10 protein-coding genes are annotated in these 19,634 nt (G+C 70.7%); 2 read left to right on the top strand and 8 right to left on the bottom strand.

Going from position 1 to position 19,634, the window contains the following annotated elements:
- Nucleotides 1-4: 4 nt before the first annotated feature.
- The 4 genes from R5W23_RS31065 to R5W23_RS31050 all read right to left on the bottom strand — a co-directional run bounded on the left by R5W23_RS31065 (nt 5) and on the right by R5W23_RS31050 (nt 11,453).
- Nucleotides 5-2,896 carry a protein kinase domain-containing protein gene (locus R5W23_RS31065; RefSeq protein ID WP_320689735.1) on the bottom strand — a complete coding sequence of 964 codons (2,892 nt, stop codon included), beginning with the start codon at nt 2,894-2,896 and terminating at the stop codon, nt 5-7.
- Nucleotides 2,897-3,235: 339 nt separating this feature from the next.
- Nucleotides 3,236-5,140, bottom strand: coding sequence for an ATP-binding response regulator (locus tag R5W23_RS31060; protein WP_320689734.1), 1,905 nt, complete (start codon nt 5,138-5,140; stop codon nt 3,236-3,238).
- Nucleotides 5,141-5,158: 18 nt separating this feature from the next.
- The gene (locus R5W23_RS31055; protein ID WP_320689733.1) at nt 5,159-10,258 is read right to left on the bottom strand and encodes a PAS domain S-box protein; all 5,100 of its coding nucleotides are present in this window, start codon (nt 10,256-10,258) and stop codon (nt 5,159-5,161) included.
- Nucleotides 10,259-10,376: 118 nt separating this feature from the next.
- Nucleotides 10,377-11,453, bottom strand: a complete 1,077-nt coding sequence (locus R5W23_RS31050) for a DUF2891 domain-containing protein (RefSeq protein WP_407936178.1) — start codon at nt 11,451-11,453, stop codon at nt 10,377-10,379.
- 296 nt (nt 11,454-11,749) lie between these two features.
- Between R5W23_RS31050 and R5W23_RS31045 the strand changes: the two genes are divergently transcribed.
- Both R5W23_RS31045 and R5W23_RS31040 read left to right on the top strand, forming a co-directional pair.
- On the top strand, nt 11,750-13,183 hold the full coding sequence (locus R5W23_RS31045; RefSeq protein ID WP_320689731.1) for an outer membrane protein assembly factor BamB family protein: 1,434 nt from the start codon (nt 11,750-11,752) through the stop codon (nt 13,181-13,183).
- Between the two features lie 123 nt (nt 13,184-13,306).
- Entirely contained in the window at nt 13,307-13,858 is a 552-nt protein-coding gene (locus R5W23_RS31040) for a 3'-5' exonuclease (protein WP_010044456.1), read from the top strand.
- Nucleotides 13,859-13,864: 6 nt separating this feature from the next.
- On the opposite strand, the gene R5W23_RS31035 is transcribed toward R5W23_RS31040, so the two are convergent.
- The 4 genes from R5W23_RS31035 to R5W23_RS31020 form a co-directional block, all read right to left on the bottom strand.
- Nucleotides 13,865-14,764, bottom strand: coding sequence for a WD40 repeat domain-containing protein (locus R5W23_RS31035; protein ID WP_320689730.1), 900 nt, complete (start codon nt 14,762-14,764; stop codon nt 13,865-13,867).
- 153 nt (nt 14,765-14,917) lie between these two features.
- Nucleotides 14,918-17,608 (bottom strand): VIT and vWA domain-containing protein, encoded by a 2,691-nt coding sequence (locus R5W23_RS31030; protein ID WP_320689729.1) that lies wholly within the window; start codon nt 17,606-17,608, stop codon nt 14,918-14,920.
- 379 nt (nt 17,609-17,987) lie between these two features.
- Nucleotides 17,988-18,587 carry a MarC family protein gene (locus tag R5W23_RS31025; protein ID WP_320689728.1) on the bottom strand — a complete coding sequence of 200 codons (600 nt, stop codon included), beginning with the start codon at nt 18,585-18,587 and terminating at the stop codon, nt 17,988-17,990.
- A 70-nt stretch (nt 18,588-18,657) separates the two neighbouring features.
- A complete protein-coding gene (locus R5W23_RS31020; protein WP_320689727.1) occupies nt 18,658-19,629 on the bottom strand; it encodes a carbon-nitrogen hydrolase family protein in 972 nt (323 codons plus the stop codon).
- Between the last annotated feature and the right edge of the window lie 5 nt (nt 19,630-19,634).

The raw sequence follows: 19,634 nt of genomic DNA, 5'->3' as shown, positions 1-19,634 counted from the left end.
AAGGCTACTTGAGCAAGTTAAACGCAGCCGAATGAACGGCTTTGAACTCGGGCTGCGCCCGGAGGGGAACGAGGTCGGGATCTTCGGCGAGTTCGTGCAGCCCGGTGAATCCCTCGCGTATCGCCCGGCGCAACAGTTTGAGCGCTTCCAGCCGGTCGGCGGGCTCTTCCACCGAGGTCAGAGAGTACACGCAGGCGGCCTGATACAGAACGGCGGCGTCATTAGAGAGCAACCGCGCCTGCTCGATCTCTTTGTGAGCTTCGGCCCGGCGCCCGAGTCGGGCCAGGATGATGGCGTGCCCGGCTCGACCCGGTGCGAAATCGGGGCTCAGTTCGACGACCCGCTTCGTTACCACCAGCGCGCCCGCGGGGTCTTTCAGCAGGTCCGCCAGGATGTGCGCTTGGTTCTGAAGGGCGACCACCGAGCGCGGGTTCAGCTCCGCCGCCTTACGCAGGTCGCTCAGCGCCCCCTTCGGGTCCTGGTCTTTCCGCCCCCACCCGCGGATCAGGTAGTCCATTTCCACTTTCGGCTCGAGCGCCTGGGCGGCCGACCGGTCCGCCTTCGCGCCGGCGGGGTCGAACCGGTCGCGGGCGCTGGCCCGGAGCAAGAGCACCTGGAACTCCGAACAGCCGCGGTCCAGGGCGGACGTGTAGTCGGCGACGGCCTCCTGGTACTTCGCCCGCACCGCCCCCGCCCTCGACACGAGCTGTTCGTCCCGCTTGGCCAGGCGGTAGCGGGCCAGCCCGCGGTTCCGGTACGACTCGACGTGCTCGGGGTCCAGCGCCAGCGCCTTGGTGAACTCCGCCTCAGCGAGGTCCGGCTTGCCGCGGACCCCGTAGATCAGCCCGCGACCGAACAGGGGGCGCGGGTCCTTGGGGAGCAGCGCCCGGGCCACGGCGTAGCGCTCAAGGGCGCGCGAGTGGTGCCCGAGTTGGTGGAGGCTGTACGCGAAACAGAACTGGGCGGCCCCGTGGGCCGGTTGCTCGCCGACGAGGGCGTCGAGCAGTTGGACCGCCGTCGCGTACCGTCCGGACCGAAGGGCGAACGCGGCCTCAAGGAAGGCCGCGCGTGCGCCGGACACGGCCAGCGGCGCGGGCAGGTCCGTGACCTGGACCTCTTCGCCCACGTGGGGGCCGATCAGTGCGGCCTGCCGGTCGATCGCCGGGGGCACCTCGTCCGGCGCGAAGCAGCCGCGGGCCGCGCGGTTCAACTTCCACGCGTCCGCCGCCCGCTGCCGCCGCTCGGATTCCGGCAGGACATCCATTTCGCCCCACTTCACCTGCGCCAGCAAGAACATCAGTTCGCCAAGGTCGCCGGCGAGGGTGGCACGTTCGGCCGCCGTCAGCCGCTGCACCCCCGGCCGATCCTGCCACCCCGGAACGTCGCACCCGTACGCCGCGACCAGTTCCTCGGTGCGTTTCACCCCCCGGGCCGTCGCCGCCGGGTCGCCGACCAAAGCGAGGTCGAGCCGGGCCGCGTCGAGCGCCGCCCGGGCGGCGCGGGCGTGCTCCATCGCACCGGCCCGCGCGTTGCTCTCGGCCCGCTGGTGAACCGCCCCCCCGAGCCCGAGGGCCAGACCGATCAGGCACGCCACCAGCAGCCGCGCCGCCAGCCCGGGGTTCCGCCGCCGCCACTTCCCGAGCCGCTCGACCGCCGACGGCTCACGGGCGTACTCCAGGGGCAGGTCGTTCAGATGCCGGTCCAGGTCAACGCGCAGCTCGTCGGCGGTCTGGTACCGGTCCGCCGGGGCGGGCGCGAGCAGCTTGCGGACGATCGCCTCGACCGCCGGGCTCACCTCGGGGTTCCGCGCGCGGATCGAGGGGAGCGGCCGGAGCCGGGCGGCGAGTTGCTCCTCGATCCCCTTTGCCCCCCGCGCGTCCGACGCGAACGGCAACTCGCCCGTCAGCATCTCGAACGCCATCGCCCCCAACCCGTAGAGGTCGGTGCGGTCGTCGAGCGCGCCGGAACCGCGGTTCCGCATGTTGTGCAACTGCTCGGGCGCCATGTACGGCATGGTCCCGCCGACCATGTCGCGGTCCGGGCGGGTGGCGTCGAACGCCAGGTTGAAGTCGAGCAGCATCGGCTCGCCGGTGTCCGCGAGCAGCACGTTGGCCGGCTTGATGTCCAGGTGCAGGATGCCCCGCTGGTGCGCGTGGCTCAGCCCCGCGGCGAGTTGGGCCAGGGCCTGAACCACCGCGCGGGGGTCCCCGACGATGGGCGGCGGGCCGTCCGCGTTCCAGGTCCACGCGGGCAACCGCGGCGCGACCGTTCGCCCGTCGGACCCCGCCCCCCGGTTGTCCCCGACGGTGGTTCGCGCCGCCCGGGTTCCCGACGTCTTGCGCCCTGCGCCCCGCGACGACCGGTCCGCGCGGTGTGCCCGGAGCAGGTCGGCGATCGTGACCTTGCCCAGGAACGGCATGCAAATGAGCTGAACGCCCTGGTCCGCGTGGACCGAATACACGGGCACGATGTTGGTGTGCTGGAGCCGGGCCAGGCGCTCGGCCTCGTGGGTCGGGCGCTGGGTGACCTTGAGCGCCACCTCGCGGCCGGCGAGCGCCTGCTGGCGGGCCAGGTACACCCGGGCGAACGCGCCCCGCCCGAGCTCGCCGACCAGCTCGAACCCGCACAGCATGTCCCCGACCCGCGGGGGGCGGCGCCCCCCGGCCACCAGCCCGCCGCCGTCCGAATCGTCCCAATCGGACCACATCGCCCCGGAGAAGCTCGGCCCGCCCGACGACGGCGGAACGAACAGCGGCCCCACCGAGCCGCGCGGCGCGGGCGTCAGGGCGGGCGGGGCGGCCGGCGGCAGGTGCGCGGTCGGCAGATCCGTATTGTCGGACTCGAACGCGGGGACACCGCGCGGCTCGGCGGTCGGCAGAACCCTTGTAGGATGCACGGCGCTCCTCGAACGATAGCGGCCCTATGTCCGACACCAAAACCGGTGGCTCCCCGGGCGGCTGGAGCGATTGTGCAATCTGTAACAAACTCAACCGGTATCTGGCTGTAGAACGCAAACCCCTCCCAGAGAGAGAAAAATCGGAGGTTTCCCGAACGACGGAGTCAGACGAGAGATGAAAGGGCCTCTCAACTCCTGCCGGGTCCAAAGTGGATGGCACGGACGAATTTGCGCCTTACGCCGGGACGCAAATCGTGCGGGACTCGCACGAAAAGGAGTGTGTCCCTTTCGAAACACCGGTCCGCCGGCGGCGGCATGAAGGCTGTAGCGGCGTGAAGGCTACTGGCGGCGGTCGAGGGCCTCGCGCACGGCCCGCGTGAGTGAGGTGGCCGTGAACGGCTTGGCGAGTAACGTGGCGGTCGCCTGTGCCAGGCCCCGTTCAACCAGCGCGTCCTCCGAGTACCCCGATACGAACAGCACCCGCGCCCCCGGGCGCAACGCGCGGACCCGCTCGGCCAGCACACCCCCGCTCATCCCGGGCATCACGACATCGGTGAGGAGCAGATGAATTGGGCGGTTCGCGGCGGCCAGCAGTTCGAGCGCTTCGGCGCCGGACCCGGCGTCGAGAACCGCGTACCCCTTCTGTGACAGTAACAGGGTGACGACCCGGCGCACGCCGGGGTCGTCATCGACCACCAGCACCGTTTCGGTGCCGCGGTCCGGGCCGGCCGTCACCACCGCTTCGGGCGCAGAGGCCGTCACCGGCAGGAACACGCGGAACGTCGCGCCGCGCCCGGGAGCGCTCTCCACCGCGACATCACCGCCGGTCTGCTTGATGACCCCGTACACGGTCGAAAGGCCGAGTCCGGAGTTCTGCGGCCCCTTAGTGGTAAAAAACGGCTCAAAGATCCGTTCCCGCACCTCGTCGCTCATCCCGACCCCGGTGTCCGACATCTCGAGCACCGCGTACTCCCCCGGCGGCAGCCCCGGGACGGGCACCGGCGCCCCGCCGCCGACCCGCACCAGCGCGGTCCGCGCGGTGAGCGTACCGCCGCCCGGCATCGCGTCACGGGCGTTGAGCACCAAGTTCATGACCACCTGCGTGAGCTGGGTGGGATCGGCCGTGACCAGCCCCAGGCGCTGGTCCGGCTCGGTCACGTACTCGATGTGGGCGCCGACGAGGCGGCGCACCATCCCCGCGGTGTCGTGGAGCACGGTGTTCAAGCTCAGCGCGCACGTGAGCAGGGTCTGCTTTCGGCTGAACGCCAGGATCTGCCGCGTCAGGCCCGCGGCCCGCTCGCTCGCGGCCTTAACCTCCAATAGGTGCGCGCGGGCGTCGGCCGGGTGCAGCGCGTCCGACAGGATCAGGTCGCTGAACCCCGCGATCACGGTCATGATGTTGTTGAAGTCATGCGCGATGCCCCCCGCGAGCCGGCTCACGGCCTCCATCTTGGCGGCCTGCCGCAGGTGCTCTTCCATCCGGCGGCGCTCGGTCGCGTCCCGGAACACCAGCACCGCCCCCGAGACGCGGCCGTCCGGGGCGCAGATCGGTGCGGCGCTGTCGTCGATCGGCAGCGCCGCGCCGTCCGGGCGGATCAGGACCGTGCCCTCGGCGATCGCGGCCGGTTGGCCGGTGCTCAGCGCCTCCACCGCCGGGTTGGGGACCGGCTCCCGGGTCCGCTCCGCCGCCACCGGGAACACCTCCGTCACCGGGCGCCCGACGGCCCCGGCCGCGGGCCAGCCGGTGAGCCGCTCGGCGAGCGCGTTCATGAACCGCACCCGGCCCGCCTCGTCGGTCGCGATCACCCCGTCCCCGATGCTCCCGAGGGTGGCCGCCAGCCACCGCTCGTTCTCGCGCAGCCGGCGCTCCATCTTGTGCTTGTACAGGGCCATCTCCAGCGAGGTCTGGAGGTCCCGGTCCTCGTACGGCTTGAGCACGTACCCGAACGGCTCGGTGACCTTGGCGCGGCGCAGGGTCTCGGGGTCCGAGTTGGCGGTCAGGTACACCACCGGCAGGTCGAACTGGCCGCGCACCCGGGCCGCCGCCTCGATCCCGTCCATGTCCCCTTCGAGCCGGATGTCCATGAGCACCAAGTCGGGGCGCAGCGCGGCCACCCGCTCCAGCGCCTCGGCGCCGCTGGCGGCCAGCCCGGCCACCGCGTACCCCATGCTGGTGAGCCGCTTCTGAATGCCGAGCGCGATGATCCGCTCGTCCTCGACGACGAGCACACTGGCCAGTGACATGGTTGCTCTCTGACGGGCCTACCCGCGGGCCGGGAACTGAACGGTCACGCGCGTTCCGGGGCCGGGTGCCAGCTCGACCGCGCCGCGCAGTTGCGCCGCCAGCGTGCTCACGAGCTGGAGCCCGAACGAGGGCGCGTTCTCAATGTCGAACCCGGCGGGCATCCCGACCCCATCATCGGCGACTGTTAGAACGAACGACCCGGCTCCGGTGCGGACGAGCGACACCTGTATGTTACCACGCGAACGACCCACGAACGCGTACTTTAAGCAATTCGAGATGAGTTCGTTGACCAGCAGCCCGCACGGGATCGCGAGGTCCAGCGGGAGGGGCGGCACGGACGCCGCGACCTCCAGCCGGACTGCCTCGTCGTCGGCCCGGTACGCGCGGAACAGGTCCTCCGCCAGCCCGCGCAGGTACGGCCCGAACTCGACCCCCGCGAGGTCCTCGGAGCGGTACAGCCGCTCGTGGATCAGCGACATGGACCGGACCCGGCCCCGGCTCTCGCGGAACGCGGCCACCGCCGCCGGGTCGGTCAGCCCGTCGCCCTGGAGCTCGAGCAGGGTGGAGATGATCTGGAGGTTGTTCTTCACCCGGTGGTGGATCTCCTTGAGCATCACCTCCTTCTCGCGCACCGAGGCCCGGAGCCGGTCGCTGGCCTCGCGGACGGCGGTCACGTCGTGGAACGAGGTGACCACCGCGGCCCCGGTCGGGTCCGGGCCGGCCAGCGGGACCGAGTTGATCGACAGCCACCGCAGCGCGCCGTCCGGGGTACGCACCCCCATCGGGGTGTTGAACTGTGGCAGCCCGGTGCGGAGCACCGCCATGGCCGGGTGCGCGTCCCCGGGGAACGGGGCGCCGTCCTCGCACACCGCCCCCCACCGCGGGTCCCGGGAGGTGCGCCCGAGCATCTGGTCGCGGGTCAGCCCGAGGATCTCGGCGGCCCGGTCGTTGCACGCCACGATCGCCCCGGCCCGGTCCTGCACCACCACCCCCTCGGCCAGCGCCTGCACCACCGCGCGGTACTGCTCCTCGCTGGCCCGCAGCGCCGCCTCGGCCCGCTTCCGCTCGGTCACGTCGGTGGCGATCCCGCAAATGGCGTACGGCCGCCCGTCCGACCCGACCAGCGGGAACTGGACCGTCAGCATGGTCACGGCCCGGCCGCCCGGGAGGGTCGCGTGCTCCTCCACCTCGTGCGCCCGCATCGCCGCGCGGGCGCTCCGGTCGCTCGCCTCGAACCGGTCCGCCAGGTCCGGCGGGAACAGCTCGCGGGCGGTCCGCCCGACCCACGCCTCGGGCGGGAGACCGAGCAGCTCGCACCCGCGCCGGTTGACGAACTGGTACCGCCCCTCCAGGTCCTTCAGGTACACGACCGCGGGCGAGTGGTCGAGGATGCTGCGGGACCGCTCCTCGCTCTCCCGGCGCCGCTCCTCGGCGAGCCGCTGGTCGGTCACGTCGGTGTGGGACACCACCGCCGCCCCGCGCCCGTGCCGCAGCGGGGTCACGTTCATCAGGAACCAGCGGCGCGCGCCCCGGGCGTGGCACGCGTAGTCGAGCACGGCCCGCTCGGCGTGCCCGTCCAGCACCCGGCGGATCGCGTCGGCGGCGGCGGCGGCGTCGGCGCACCCGGCGGCCGCGCTGCGCGCGCACACGTCGAGGTAGTTGGTGCCGGCCCCGGTCTGCGGGAGCCGCCCGTCGGCCCCGACGGACGCGGCGCCGGTGTCGTGCCAGGCCCGGTTCACCGCGACGATGGCCCCGTTCCGGTCCAGCACCGCGATGTGCGCCGGCATCGCGTCCAGCACCCCCTGGATGAACGCGGCCTGCTCCCGCAGCTCCGTCTCGGCCCGCTTCCGCTCGGTGATGTCCTTGATTTGCGACACGAAGTACAGCGGCTCCCCGCGGGCGCCCCGCACCAGCGACACGGCCAGCAGCGCGTGGATCGTGTGCCCGCCCTTGTGGATGTACCGCTTCTCCATCTGGTACGCGGCCAGGGCGCCGCTCAGCACCTGCTCGACCTGTTCGACGTCCGCACTCAAGTCGTCCGGGTGGGTGAGCGTCTGGAAGTCGGTCGCGAGCAACTCGCCGGGTTCGTACCCGAGCATCTGGCACAGCGCCTGGTTCGCCTTGAGCCACCGGCCCTCGGGGGACACCAGCGCGATGCCGATGGGCGCGTGGTCGAACGCCCCGCGGAACCGCGCCTCGCTCTCGCGGAGCGCCTCGTCGGCCCGCACCCGCTCGGTGACGACCTGGGTGAACATGATGAGCCCGCCGACCTCGCCGCCGGCGGCGCGCCACGGGCGGCACTCCCACTGGAGCCACTCCACGGCCCCGTCGGCCCGCGGGAACGGCTCCTCGGGGCACGCCTCGACCGCCCCGGCCAGCACCCGGCGGTGGACCGCCTTCCACCGCTCCGGGACGTCCGGGAACACGGCGTAGTGGGACCGCCCGATGATGTCCCGCTCGCTCAGCTTGTAGTCGGTGAGCCACCGGTCGCTGGCCTGCACGTACCGCATGTCGGCGTCCAGCATGGCGATCGCCGCCGGCGCGTGCTTGATGAACTGGCGGAGCAGCGCCTCGGTCGCGGACAGCTCCTCGGCGGCCCGCCGGATCGCGGTGATGTCGCGCCCCTCGGGGATCAGCAGCCGCACGGCCCCGGTGTGGTCCCGGAACGGCTTGAGCGAGAAGTCCACCCGGATCGGGGTGCCGTCCGCCGCGGCGTGCGTGGCCTCGAACCGGATCGTCTCGCCGCCCGCGGCGCGGGCCACCGCGTCCCGGAGCCGGGCCTGCTGCTCCGGGTCGTGCGACCACCACGCGGTGTCCCAAAACGGCTTGCCGATCACGTCGGCGTCGGACAGCCCGGCGGCGGCGAGCGCGGTCCGGTTGGCCTCCAGCAGCGTGCCGCCGGTGGACATCAGCCCGATGAACTGGAACGACTGGTCGAAGATCGCCCGGAACCGCGCCTCGCTCTCGCGGAGCGCGGCCTCGGACCGCCGCGCCGCGCTCACGTCCCGGATCACGATCACCCCGCCCTCGATCCCGTTGGGGCCGACCACCGGGCGCCCGGTCACGCTCACCGGCACCCCGTCCGGGCGGGCTGCATCGACGATCAGCAGCTCCACGTCGTCGCAGGATTCGCCGCGCACCGCCCGGACGATGGGCAACCGGTCGAGCGGGCACGGCGTGACGCCGTCGGGCAGGTACACCCCGTACCGTTGGGCCACGTCGGCCGTTACGTGTTCCGCCGGGACCGGGTGCAGCCGCTGGAACGCGCGGTTCTGGAGCAGCACCCGGCCGTCCCGGTCGGCGACCAGCACCGCATCGCCCAGGCTGTCCAGAATGGTCTCGAGCAGTTGCTTCTGCTCGCGCAGGGCGTCCACAGCACTCTGAAGTTCGCGCGTCCGGGCCTCGGCCACCGCGGTGCGCTCGGCCACCCGCCGCTCCAACTCCTCGTTCAGCCGCCGCACCTCGGCCTCGGCCTGTTTCTGGTCGGTCACGTCCACCGACAGCCCGAGGAGCCCGATCACCCGCCCGGTGTCGTCCCGGTACGGCACCTTGGTGGTCTGGAGCCAGCGCGTGCCCGTGAACGTGAACAGCGGCTCGACCACGGTCCGGACCGGGCCGCCGTCGCGCATGATCTCCTCTTCCTGGCGCCGGTAGTCGGCGGCGTGCGGGGCGCCGAGTTCCGAGTCGGTGTGCCCCAGCAGCGCGTCCGGCGGCAGCCCCACCACGCGGGCCATCTCGTTGTTGACCCGCACCAGCCGGTGCCGCCGATCCTTATAGAAGATGAGGGCCGGCACGGTGTCGAGGATCAACTGGAGTTCGGCCCGCTGGCGGGCGAGGTCGGCCTGCGCCCGCTTCAGGTCGTCAATGTCCGTGGACGTGCCGAGCCACCCCCCCGGCGCCCCGCCCGGCCCGGGGACGGGGACCGCCCGCGCCAGAAACCACCGGTACGCCCCGGCCGCGGCGCGGAGGCGGAACTCGTGCTGGAACTCGCCGCCGGCCGCCTGTGCGGTCGCCCACGCGGCCCGCATTTTCGGCTCGTCGTCCGGGTGCAGCGCGAGGGCCAGCGCCGCGTCCGACAGGCCGGTCAGCCCGGTGTACTCGGTCCAGCGCCGGTTCAGGTACGCGGTTCCGCCGTCGGGCGCCGTCGCCCACACGATCTGGGGCATCGCTTCGGTCAGGTGGCGGAACTTCGCCTCGCTCGCCCGCAGCGCGGCGACCGCCGCCTCGCGCTCGCGCAGCACCGCGCTGAGCACCAGCGAGGTGACGACCACGACGGCCAGGAACACGTCGAGGAGCAGCAGCGCCTGGTGGATGTCGGCGTGAACGAACGGGCCGGTCCCGCGGACCGTGGCCCACACCGCGAACGCGGCGATCACGACGACCGCGAGCGTGGCCCCGCGCGGGCCGAACCGCACCGCCGCCCACACCAGCAGCGGCAGGCTGAGGTACGCCAGCGGGGCGGACCCGCCCCCCACCCACCCGCCGAACACGACGGCGCACGAGCCGATCAGCAGGGCGAACAGGGCGACGGCCTCGGCGGGCGGTCGGCGGGGCCGGTCGCCCCGCGCGACGCAGAGCACCACCGGGGCCACGACCAGCGCGCCGGCTATGTCGCCGATCCACCACGTCCACCACACGTCGGGCGCCACGGCCCAGCCGCCCGGTCCGGTCGCGCCGACGGCGCACGCGCCGGCGGTCGCCCCGATCAGGCACGTGAGGGGGACGATGGCCACGAAGCGGAACGCGTCGCGGGCGCGGTCCAGCGCGCCCGCCGGGCCGACGAGCGAGCGTATCAGGCCGGCGCCCGCCAGCGCCTGGAGCGTGGAGCCGGTGGCAATTACGGCGGACGAAATGAGGTGCGGTGCGAGCGGCCCGGCGCGGCTCGGGGAGAACGCGTCCCACACGTTGGCGACGAACGCGCCAAGCCACACGCCCGGCCACGCCCGGAGCCGCGTGAGCAGCACGACGGCCAGCGCGAGCCCGGACGGGGGCCAAACCGCGGTGGCCTTGAAGTCCGGCGGAAGCGCCAGGAGCAGCCCCAGGCGCGCGGTCGCCACGTAGGCGACCGCCAGCCCCAGCGCGATCGCCCACGGCCGCCGCACAACTCGCGTGTGCATTCAAAAAAAATCCGGTTGTAACGCTCTACGATCCAGGCGAAACCCAATACCGCCCGGACCTTGGCCGGGGCGGGTGCGGACCTGGAACGCGGAACGACGGGGTTCAGAAGCGGGCGCGTTACTCGGGCGCCGGCAAGGATAGCATCCAGACGGCGAACGAGGCGAGCCAGTGCTCGCCCGCGTAGTCCCCGCTGGCGATGTGCTTCAGCCCTGCCTCCGCGTGTTTCGCCGCACTCGCGCCGAGGGCCGCGCGGGCCGGGTCGCCCTTCGGCAGCGCGGCCAGCACCCCGCGCAGGCACCACGCGCGGCTCAGGTTCAGCCCGTCCAGGTGGACCAGTTGCGGGTCCGTGCGGTCGGTGACCGTCGCCGGCTCGAACAGGTTCTTCGGCTCGCCCTTCGCGGCCCCGGGCAGGTACTCGTGGAACCACGTGGCGAACTCGGCCGGCCGCAGCACCCGGCGCATCAGGTCCGCCTCGCACAGGCTGGGCGAGAGGAAGTCCGCGCCGTCCGGCTCCCACCGGGCCGGGGCGTCGGCGTCCTTCGCGTAGTAATCCTTCGCGCGCCGCTCGATCAGCTCTTGCAGCTTCTTGTTACCGGTGGTCCGGGCGTAGTCGTGCGCGAACGCGAGACCGAACGCGGTGTTGGAATGCACCCCGGCGCGGATCGGGTACGTCTGCTTCGGGAAGAACTCGACGTACCGGTTCGCGATCAGTTCGGCTAGCGGTTTGAGGTTCGCGGACCACGTTTTGGCGTCAGGGTCGTCCCAGGTGTGCAGCTCTTCGGCCAGTTTGAGCAGCCAAGTCCAACCGTAAGGCCGCTCGAACGACTTCGCCTCCGGGCGGTTGAAGTACTCGACTTCGACCTTGATGTTGGCTGCGGTGAGGTGCCCGGCCAGGACCGCACGGATCTCTTTCGCTTCGGGCAGGTCGGGGTGGGCGCGGAGCACCTTCACCAGCATCCAGTGCCCGTGAACGGCCGAGTGCCAGTCGTAGCAGCCGTAGAACGCGGGGTGGAGCGCCTTGGGCGTTTTCGCGTCCTTGTCGTCGAGCAGCACGTGCCCAGGCTTGTTGGGGAACTCGCGCTTCGCGCCCTTGAGCGCGAGCTTCGCAAAGGCCGACGCCCGCTCGCGGGTAAGGATTTCGGCACCTGGGGCGGGCGGGGCGGGCGGTTCGGCCGCGGATTCGGTAGCGGGCATGAGTGCGAGCCCCAGCAGAGGGACGAAGGTCAGGAGGAAGCGAGGCATGGGTGACGATCCGTCTTGGGAAGCGGCGCGAGCCCGGCGGCGCGACACGACTCACTTTACCAAGACGAGAGCGCGCCCGCCCGTGCAGGGGTCGGCGGCTCTCGCGGTGGAGCGGGGACTGGTGCCCGGAACAAGCGCCAGACGGAGCGCGGACCCCGGCCACCCGCTCACGCCGATTTCATGTCCCGGTAGGTAGCATTACCGAGTTTAATGCTCTGGTACACGTCTCGCCCGGAGGGCTACCAAGAATGAACCATTTGCGCCCCGTACTCGCGCTCGCCGTGCTGGTCCCGGCGCTCGCCTCGGACACCCGGGGCGACGACTGGCTCCAGTTCCGCGGTCCCAACGGAACCGGCATTGTTACCGACCCCAAAACGCCGACCGAATGGTCCGCGGACAAGAACGTCGCCTGGAAAGTGGATGTCAAAGGTGCCGCTTGGTCCGCTCCGATTATTGTGGGCGACAAGGTACTAATGACGACCGCTTACGCGGACGGCCAGCCCAAGCCGAAGTCCGGCGGCGGGTTCGGAGGTGGCGGTAAGGGTGGTGGTGGTGGTGGTGGTGGTGGCGGCGGTGGTGGCGGCGGTGGCGGCGGCGGCAAAGGCGGCGCACCAAAGCAAACGTATCAGTTCAAGCTGGTGTGCCTCGACCGCGGCACCGGCAAAACCGTGTGGGAGAAGGTGGCAAAGGAGGCCCGGCCCACGATCTCGACCCACGGCAGCAACACCTACGCGACCGAGACCCCGGTGAGCGACGGCGAGCGGGTGTACGCGTACTTCGGGATGACCGGCCTGTTCTGTTTCGACCTCACGGGTAAGGAGTTGTGGAAGGCGGACCTCGGCTCGTACTCGATGCAGGCCGGGTGGGGCACCGCCAGCTCCCCCGTCCTGGCTGGCGACAAGCTGATCGTTCAGTGCGACAACGAGGAAAAATCGTTCCTGGTCGCGTTCGACAAGCTCACGGGCAAGGAGCTGTGGAAGGCGGACCGCCGCGAGAAGTCCGGGTGGAGCACGCCCTACGTGTGGAAAACCAAGGACCGGACCGATCTGGTCGCGGTCGGCGGGCAGAAGATCCGCGGGTACAACCCCGAAGACGGAACGATGGTTTGGGAACTGGAAGTCGGTGGCGGGCAGTGTTCGGCGTCCCCGACCGCCGACGCCGAGCGGTTGTACGTCGGCGTCGGTCAGGGCGGTGGCGGCGGTAAGGGCGGCGGCCCCGGCGCCGGGCGCGGGGCGGGCACGCTGTTCGCGGTGAAGGCCGGCGCGAAGGGCGACATCACCCCGCAAGCCGGCGCAACGTCCAGCGCGGGTGTGGCGTGGTCCGCGCCGCGGGCGTGGCCGGCGGCGTCGTCGCCCCTCGCCTACGACGGCTTCGTGTACGTGATCGACCGCAACGGCGGTACCATCAGTTGCTTCGACGCAAAGACTGGTAAGGCGGAGTACACCAAGGAGCGCATCCCCAACGCGGGGGCGTTCTGGGCGTCGCCGTGGGCCGCGGACGGCAAGATCTTTTGTCTCGACGAGAGCGGCCAAACGCACGTCCTGAAAGCCGGCCGCGAGTTCGAGGTGGTGCGTGTGAACAAACTGGGGCGTGACATGTTCTGGTCCACCCCGGCGGCGGCGAACGGGTCACTCTTAATCCGCGGGCTGGACGCGCTGTACTGCGTCGGCGCGAAGCAATAGCACCGCACGAGCCACACAACCCGCACCGCCGGAGCGGCCCGACACCGCCTTCGGCGGTGTCGCCTTTTGTGCCGGTGGCGACCGGTGTACACTAATTACACACTCGCCACGGACGGACGAACCATGAGCGCCCCGCGCCGAAAGCCCACCCCGCTCCCGCCGCTCGACGGCCCGTTCGTCGCGATCGACTTCGAGACCGCGGACCACGGCCCCGACAGCGCCTGTGCGATCGGGCTGGCCCGTGTCGAAAACAATAAGGTGGTGCGCCGCGAGGCCGTGCTGATCCGCCCGCCGCGCCCGCGGGTCATGTTCACCGAGGTCCACGGCATCACCTGGCCGATGGTGCAGAACGCGAGCCCGTTCGGCGACGTGTGGCGGGGCCTGCTCCCGATCATTGAGGGCGCGAAGTTCCTGGCCGCACACAACGCCTCCTTCGACCGCCGGGTGCTGCACGCCTGCTGCATCGCGGCGGGGTTGGACGTGCCGGCGCTGCCGTTCGTGTGTACGGTGCAGATCGCGCGACGGAAGTGGGCGCTGAAGCCCGCGAACCTGCCGGCGGTGTGCCGCCGACTCGGGATCGGGCTCATTCACCACCACGCCGGCTCCGACGCCGAAGCCTGCGCTCGGATCATATTAGCGGCCGCAGCGTTGGCGAGCGCCGAGGCCGCAAACTGAGGCGGCTCACACGTCCCAGTCCCAGAGCACAATCGAACCGCGGGCCGTACCCGCGGCGGCCACGTGCCCGTCGGGCGAGAACGCGAGGCACGTCAACCGCCCGGCCTCCCAGGCGAACTCGTGGCGCCTCGTCCAGTTCACCGTGTCCCAGATCTGGACCGCACTGTTCGCAGCAACCGCCAGGTGCTCACCCCGTGCGGAGAACTCAAGCCGCGGCAACTCATCGCCCGGCACGGGGAACGACGCCGCGGGGTCGCCGGTATCGGCGTCGATCACCTGAACCCCTTCGCCCCTCGATCCGCCCGCGATCTGCGTTCCGTCCGGCGACCAGCGCAGCACCTCACCCCACAGGAGCACTTCGAGCACACGCAGCCCGGTCGTCACATCGAACACGCCCGCGTTGGTCGCGAGGAAGCGTTCCGATCGGTCGAAGGCTAGGCCGGAAAACGAGTCGGCGTCGGCCGTGCGGAACAGAACCTCGGCGCTAAGCGTTGAAACGTCCCAGAGGCACAGTTCGCTCCCGAACGGTTCGGCCCGCCAGACGTTCGCGGCGATGAGGCGGGAGGTGACCGCGAGTTCGGACCCGTACTCGGCGGGGCCGCGGCGGATGAGTTCGGCGCGGCGGTACCGCGCGCCAACGTCCCAGAGTTCCATACCATCGGTCGCGGAACGGCAAACGAGGTAGCGCCCGTCGCCGGTGAACGCGAGCCGATCGAACCCGTGTCGCACAGCGCGACGGGGCTCGAACTCGCTCCGTTCCGCGACCTGAACCAGAACGCCCCCGGTGCCGGTCGCCACGTCCCAGACGCGAACCGTGCCATCGACGGAACACGACGCCAGCGAGCGCCCGTCCGGCGCGAACGCAACGTCGGACACGCGCAGCGCGTGACCGTTCAGCACCCGCATCGGTGCCCCTCCGTGGAGCGCGGCCGCACGCGCCGCGCGGCGGACATTTTGCCCGCCGCGCGGCGCGTGCGGATAGGGTTTGCGAATTAACCTCGCGATACCATCGGACTACCGAGGCGGGCAAGATGCCCGCGCTCCACAGAGAAGCCCCCCCTACGCGCGCCAACCGAGTACGATCTCTAGCGCGGGCGTTCCGGCCGCCCATGCACCGTTGGGATCTTCAAGCGTGAGCCGCACCGGCTGGCCGGCCTCGCGCCGAAGGTTGAGCGGGCGCCGCCCACCCAGCCGCAGAACGTCCGCCAGCTTCACCCGCGCCCGCGGGGCCGCGAGATCGCCCACGAATAGTAGCAGCGTCAGTTCGCGGTCGATGTTGTCGGCAGTGATGCCGCCGTCACCAAGGGCAACTGACAGGAACGTGAACTGCCCTGCGGCCCCGGTCGCGGAGTCGTACAGGATCGCTCCGTCCGTCGGTGCGTGCTGCCCTGCCTTCACCGACACAGAAACATCGCCCAAAGCCGGAAGCGCGCCCCGCGGGCCTCGCGCGGACGCTTCCCGGAGCCGACTGATCATCTCTGGCGTCAGTTTGGCCGGCGCTCCCGCCCCGGGTGCCGCAGTGCTCGCCTTCGCCGCGGGCGGCCCCGACGGGCGCGGCGGAGGGCTCGACTTGCGCTTCATTCCCAGAGGCTGAAGATTCTTCTGCCGCTCCAGCGGATCGTAGTCCGTGGTCGTGTCGCCGGCTGCGTCCGCGTCGAAGTCCATGAGCATCGAATCCACCGACTCGACGACGGCATCGGCCGGCATGGCGGGGGCGGGGCACGGCAGTGCGGCCGGCCCCGCGAGGTACTCGCGGAACGACCTGCGCGACGCGGACTTCCTCCCCGCCCGAAGGTTCAAGAACTGATTCGACCAGCCCGCCGGCAGCGCGTTCGCCACCGCAACCGTCCCCTGCACCGGTTGCCCGATCTCCGACCGCACCGCCACGAACGCCGTCTCCGAACTCGGCACTCCAGCCGCCAGCGACTCGCACACGAGCAGCTTGCGAATCGCGTCTTTCGCCGACTCGCCAGCGTTTTCAGCAAACACCTTTTCCGCGCCGAGTTCCGCGGGCTCGTAGCCGAGTCGCGTCACCTGGGTGCGCAGGTCCTCGCCCTCGGTCCCGCCGGTGAGCAGGTACTCGAGCCGACGGACGCGATCGGCGCCGAAGAAAGCCTTCAGCCGCTGGGTTATTCCCTTCGCATCGGCGTGAACTTCCGCGACCGTTTCGGCGCCGGTGCGCAGCCGGAACGTCAGTGGGTCGGTGCCGAGCGGCGCGCGCCCGAGCACCCACACCGGGCGCCCGGCGGGCAAGTCTCCGACGTCAATCGCGCTCGTGGGGCCGGGCACGACCAGGGCGACCGAGCGTCCTGTCACTTCGACCCCGGCGCGGTTCACTTCTAAGGTCAATCCCGTGAGTACGGGCGCGGACCAGTCGGCGAGCACTTCGTCGAGCGCGGTGGTCACGTCGTCGTCGTCGGGGTTGCTCGTGAGGAACCGCGACACGCCCCCGCCGCGTTCGGCCAGTTCCGACGCCAGAGCCGAGTTGGGAGCCGCATCGATGCACAGCACGCTGATCCGCCGCCGGTTCGGCTTCTCCGACTCCTGATCGGCGAGCCGCAGGATGCGCCCCGCATCGGTGACTTCGGCATCCGTAAGGATCAGGACGTGCCGGGCCGGCGTTTCGGCGCTCCGCGAGCGGGCGAGCGCCTGTTCCAGCGCGACCCCGAGTTCGGTCCCACCCTGGTCGCGGTTCTGCTTGAGGAACTCGACCGCGGCGCGGACGTTCTCGGGCGTGGCCTTGCGGGTCCGCTCGCCGAACCACTTCGTTGTGCTGTGGAACAGCCCCAGCGAGAACGCGTCGTCTTCGCTCAGTCCGGCGAGGAAGCGCTCGACCGCCCAGTCCGCGGCTTCCCATTTTGCCCCAGACATCGACCCCGAGTGGTCCACGAGCAGAATCACTTCGCGGGGCACCTTCTTCGCATCGGCAAACTTCGGCGGCGCGCACAGTGCCAGGAAGTAAGCCTTGCCCGTTGCGGGGTCGGGTTGGGTCCACACCCTTAGCGCGCTCCGGTCTTCGGCCTTCGCCCGCCAAGTGAGAACGCAGTCGCGATCCGGAGTCACCTCCCCCTCGCGCAACTGCACCCGGTCGCCCTCAACCGCCAGCGCGTGGGTGGCACTGCGGACCTGCTCGGCCTCGGCGAATGTGACGTTCAGCGCGAACCGGTGGCCGGGGTCGCGCAGCAGCGCGAGCGGTTGACCGTTCGCGTGCGGGGAACGGCTCTCGTCGGCGCGCACGTAGCGCGGCGCGGTCGTGAGCGGCACCCGGAGCGACCAGCCGGCCCCTTCGGCCTTCGCCACTTGCACGTAGTCGGTACGGACAACCACCTCTTCGCCCGCGCGAATACCCGCGACCGACAGCGTGAACACGTCGGGCGATTCGCGTGTCACGAGCGCCGCCTGCCGGCCCGCGCGCTTCGCGGCTTTGTGCTCGCCTTCGGCCTTTTCACGTTCCTTGAGTTCGGTTCGGATCTCGACGGCCCCGAACCGCACCTGAACGCCGGTCACCGCCGCGTCGCCGGGGAGCGGGAACCGGTAAACGGCCTCGATCGGACCAGGGGCCGCATCGGGCAGCGCGAAGGTCTGCGCCAGCGTGAGTACCGCGAGCGGCCCGGTCACAGTACCGGTCACTTCAGTCCGTTTGAGGGGTACGAACTGCCGCGGAGCGTCGGGGGCGGGCGAATCATCCGCGACTTCGAGCACACCGAACCCGTCCGGCCGCGAGTTGTAGAAAATCCCTGTGTTAAGCATGCCTGCCTCGGTTCTGAGATTGAGGTGAAATGAAACGTTCGGCTCGACACCACTTCGGACAGGATTCTCACCAGTTCGCGTGCCTGCTCCCGGTCTCGGAAAGGAAATGTGTGACTTGCGGCACGCACTCGACCGGGACGGCGAATCCCGGCGGTCGCGCAGTGCCACGCCCATGATACACCCGACACGCGCCACCGGGCAGCGGGTTCGCGAGGTGTGTTGTTGCACAGCGGTGTGCACAGGGCTCCCGCCCTGTGCTACGTCCGCCGGCCCCTCTGGGGCGGAGAACGACACGGGCACAATCGTTTGCCTTTTGCCTTAGTCTTGCACCCCGGAGGGGTCGCCGGGCGTAGCACAGGGCGGAAACCCTGTGCTCCACTCACGCCCCGGCGGGGCGCATCAGCACGATGAACCGCTCGATCCCGGTCAGGAACATCTGCACCGCGATCGCCACCAGCACCATCCCCATCAGGCGCTCCAGCGCGGTCAGCCCCCGCTGTCCCAACACGTGCCGCAGTTTGGCGCCGAGCGATACCACGAGTGCAACCCCCAGCCACGCGACCGTCACCGCCCCGAGCCACTCCGGCCACCGCTGCGGTTCGCGGCTCATGAGGAGCAGTTCCACCGCGAGTACCGACGGACCGGCGACGTAAGGGATCGCCAGCGGCACGAGAAACGGCTCGCTGTCCACGTCCTCCTGGAGCGGGCGCTCCGGCGACGGGAACACCATCCGCACCGCGATCAGGAACAGGATCACCCCGCCCGAAATGGACAGGGCCGGTTCGGAGATGTGCATTGCGGCGAGCATGAACTGCCCGACGAACAAGAACGCCACCATCACGAGGTACGCGATCACCAGTTCGCGGCGGATCACGAAGTTCTGGCGCGCCGGATCGACGTGCTTGAGCGCCGCCAGAAAAAACGGGATGTTCCCGAGCGGGTCCATCACCAGGAACAGCAGCACCGCGGCGGCACCCATACTTCGCCCTTCGAGAGACAGTCCCCCCTTCCCCGTTCTACCGACCGCCGCGCCGGGCGAACACGCAGGGCTACCGCCTCTCGATCCGAAAGGGCTGCTCCACCAGAAACGGCCGCGTCTCCGGCTTCACGCCCTGTTTGCGAAGGCCGAGCAATTGCTGCCACGGAATGTTGAAGTCGTCGCGTGCGATGCCCGCGGTGCGTCGGGGACTTTCGCGGGGTCGGTGGTCGATCCCCGCCTGGGCCGGCAGGTAAAACGCGGCCGAGCCGACGTTCTTCCAGCCGTCCCGTTCGCCGACCAGTGGCGCCACGAGTACCGCGGCGCCGAGTTCGACGGCCCGCCCGGAGGCGGTTCGCAAGATCCGCGCGACTCCGTCCTCGTCGGCCGTGGCGGTGGGAGCGAGGAGCAGTTGAACGCCCTCCTTCTTGAGCGCAGCGGACACGTCCGGCATCTCCAGCGTGAAGCACACGACCACCGCGACGCGACCTCCGCGGAACTCGAACACCGGGAGCACTTCGCCGGGCCGGATCGGCGGGTCTTCGATCCGTTCGCCCTGCGTGGGATGGATTTTGTCCGCGAAGTGCCAGGTCCCGTTGAGAAGCACCGGGGAGCGGTTGAGCGCGTGCGTTACGTTCACGTCCTGATGTGCGTAGCTGCCTAGGCAAACGAGCATCTCGGTGCCGGCGGCGGCTTGAACCGCGGGGAGCAAGACCTCATTCACGCGACGGGTACACCACTCGTGCGGGCACTCGTCGGGCGCGTGGGCCAACAGTCCGCTGACGAATAGCTCAGGGAACACGAGCACATCGACGCCGTCCGCCGACGCCTCACGCGTTTCCCGAACCACGCGGGCGATCCAGTCGACTTCGGACGCGAATCCGAGGCCGATGTCCCACGATACCACACGCGCCTTCAGCCCGCCCGCGAGAGGCGCATCGACCGCGGGTACGGTATCCGGCGCCCCAACGGGCTGACGCCGGCACGTAACCACCATCGCCACAGCGACCAAGGCAACGGCGGCGAACAGGAACGTATACCGCATCGGGA

Source organism: Gemmata algarum (genome assembly GCF_034097035.1).
In the GTDB taxonomy this organism is placed as follows: domain Bacteria; phylum Planctomycetota; class Planctomycetia; order Gemmatales; family Gemmataceae; genus Gemmata; species Gemmata algarum.
Note: the sequence above shows the minus strand (reverse complement) of the source record. Positions and strands in the feature narration are given on the sequence as shown.

Excerpts from the sequence above, each read along its gene's own strand:
- R5W23_RS31060 (WP_320689734.1), bottom strand. The coding sequence starts at position 5,140 with ATGTCACTGGCCAGTGTGCTCGTCGTCGAGGACGAGCGGATCATCGCG.
- R5W23_RS31055 (WP_320689733.1), bottom strand. The coding sequence starts at position 10,258 with ATGCACACGCGAGTTGTGCGGCGGCCGTGGGCGATCGCGCTGGGGCTG.
- R5W23_RS31050 (WP_407936178.1), bottom strand. The coding sequence starts at position 11,453 with ATGCCCGCTACCGAATCCGCGGCCGAACCGCCCGCCCCGCCCGCCCCA.
- R5W23_RS31045 (WP_320689731.1), top strand. The coding sequence starts at position 11,750 with ATGAACCATTTGCGCCCCGTACTCGCGCTCGCCGTGCTGGTCCCGGCG.
- R5W23_RS31040 (WP_010044456.1), top strand. The coding sequence starts at position 13,307 with ATGAGCGCCCCGCGCCGAAAGCCCACCCCGCTCCCGCCGCTCGACGGC.
- R5W23_RS31035 (WP_320689730.1), bottom strand. The coding sequence starts at position 14,764 with ATGCGGGTGCTGAACGGTCACGCGCTGCGCGTGTCCGACGTTGCGTTC.
- R5W23_RS31030 (WP_320689729.1), bottom strand. The coding sequence starts at position 17,608 with ATGCTTAACACAGGGATTTTCTACAACTCGCGGCCGGACGGGTTCGGT.
- R5W23_RS31025 (WP_320689728.1), bottom strand. The coding sequence starts at position 18,587 with ATGGGTGCCGCCGCGGTGCTGCTGTTCCTGGTGATGGACCCGCTCGGG.
- R5W23_RS31020 (WP_320689727.1), bottom strand. The coding sequence starts at position 19,629 with ATGCGGTATACGTTCCTGTTCGCCGCCGTTGCCTTGGTCGCTGTGGCG.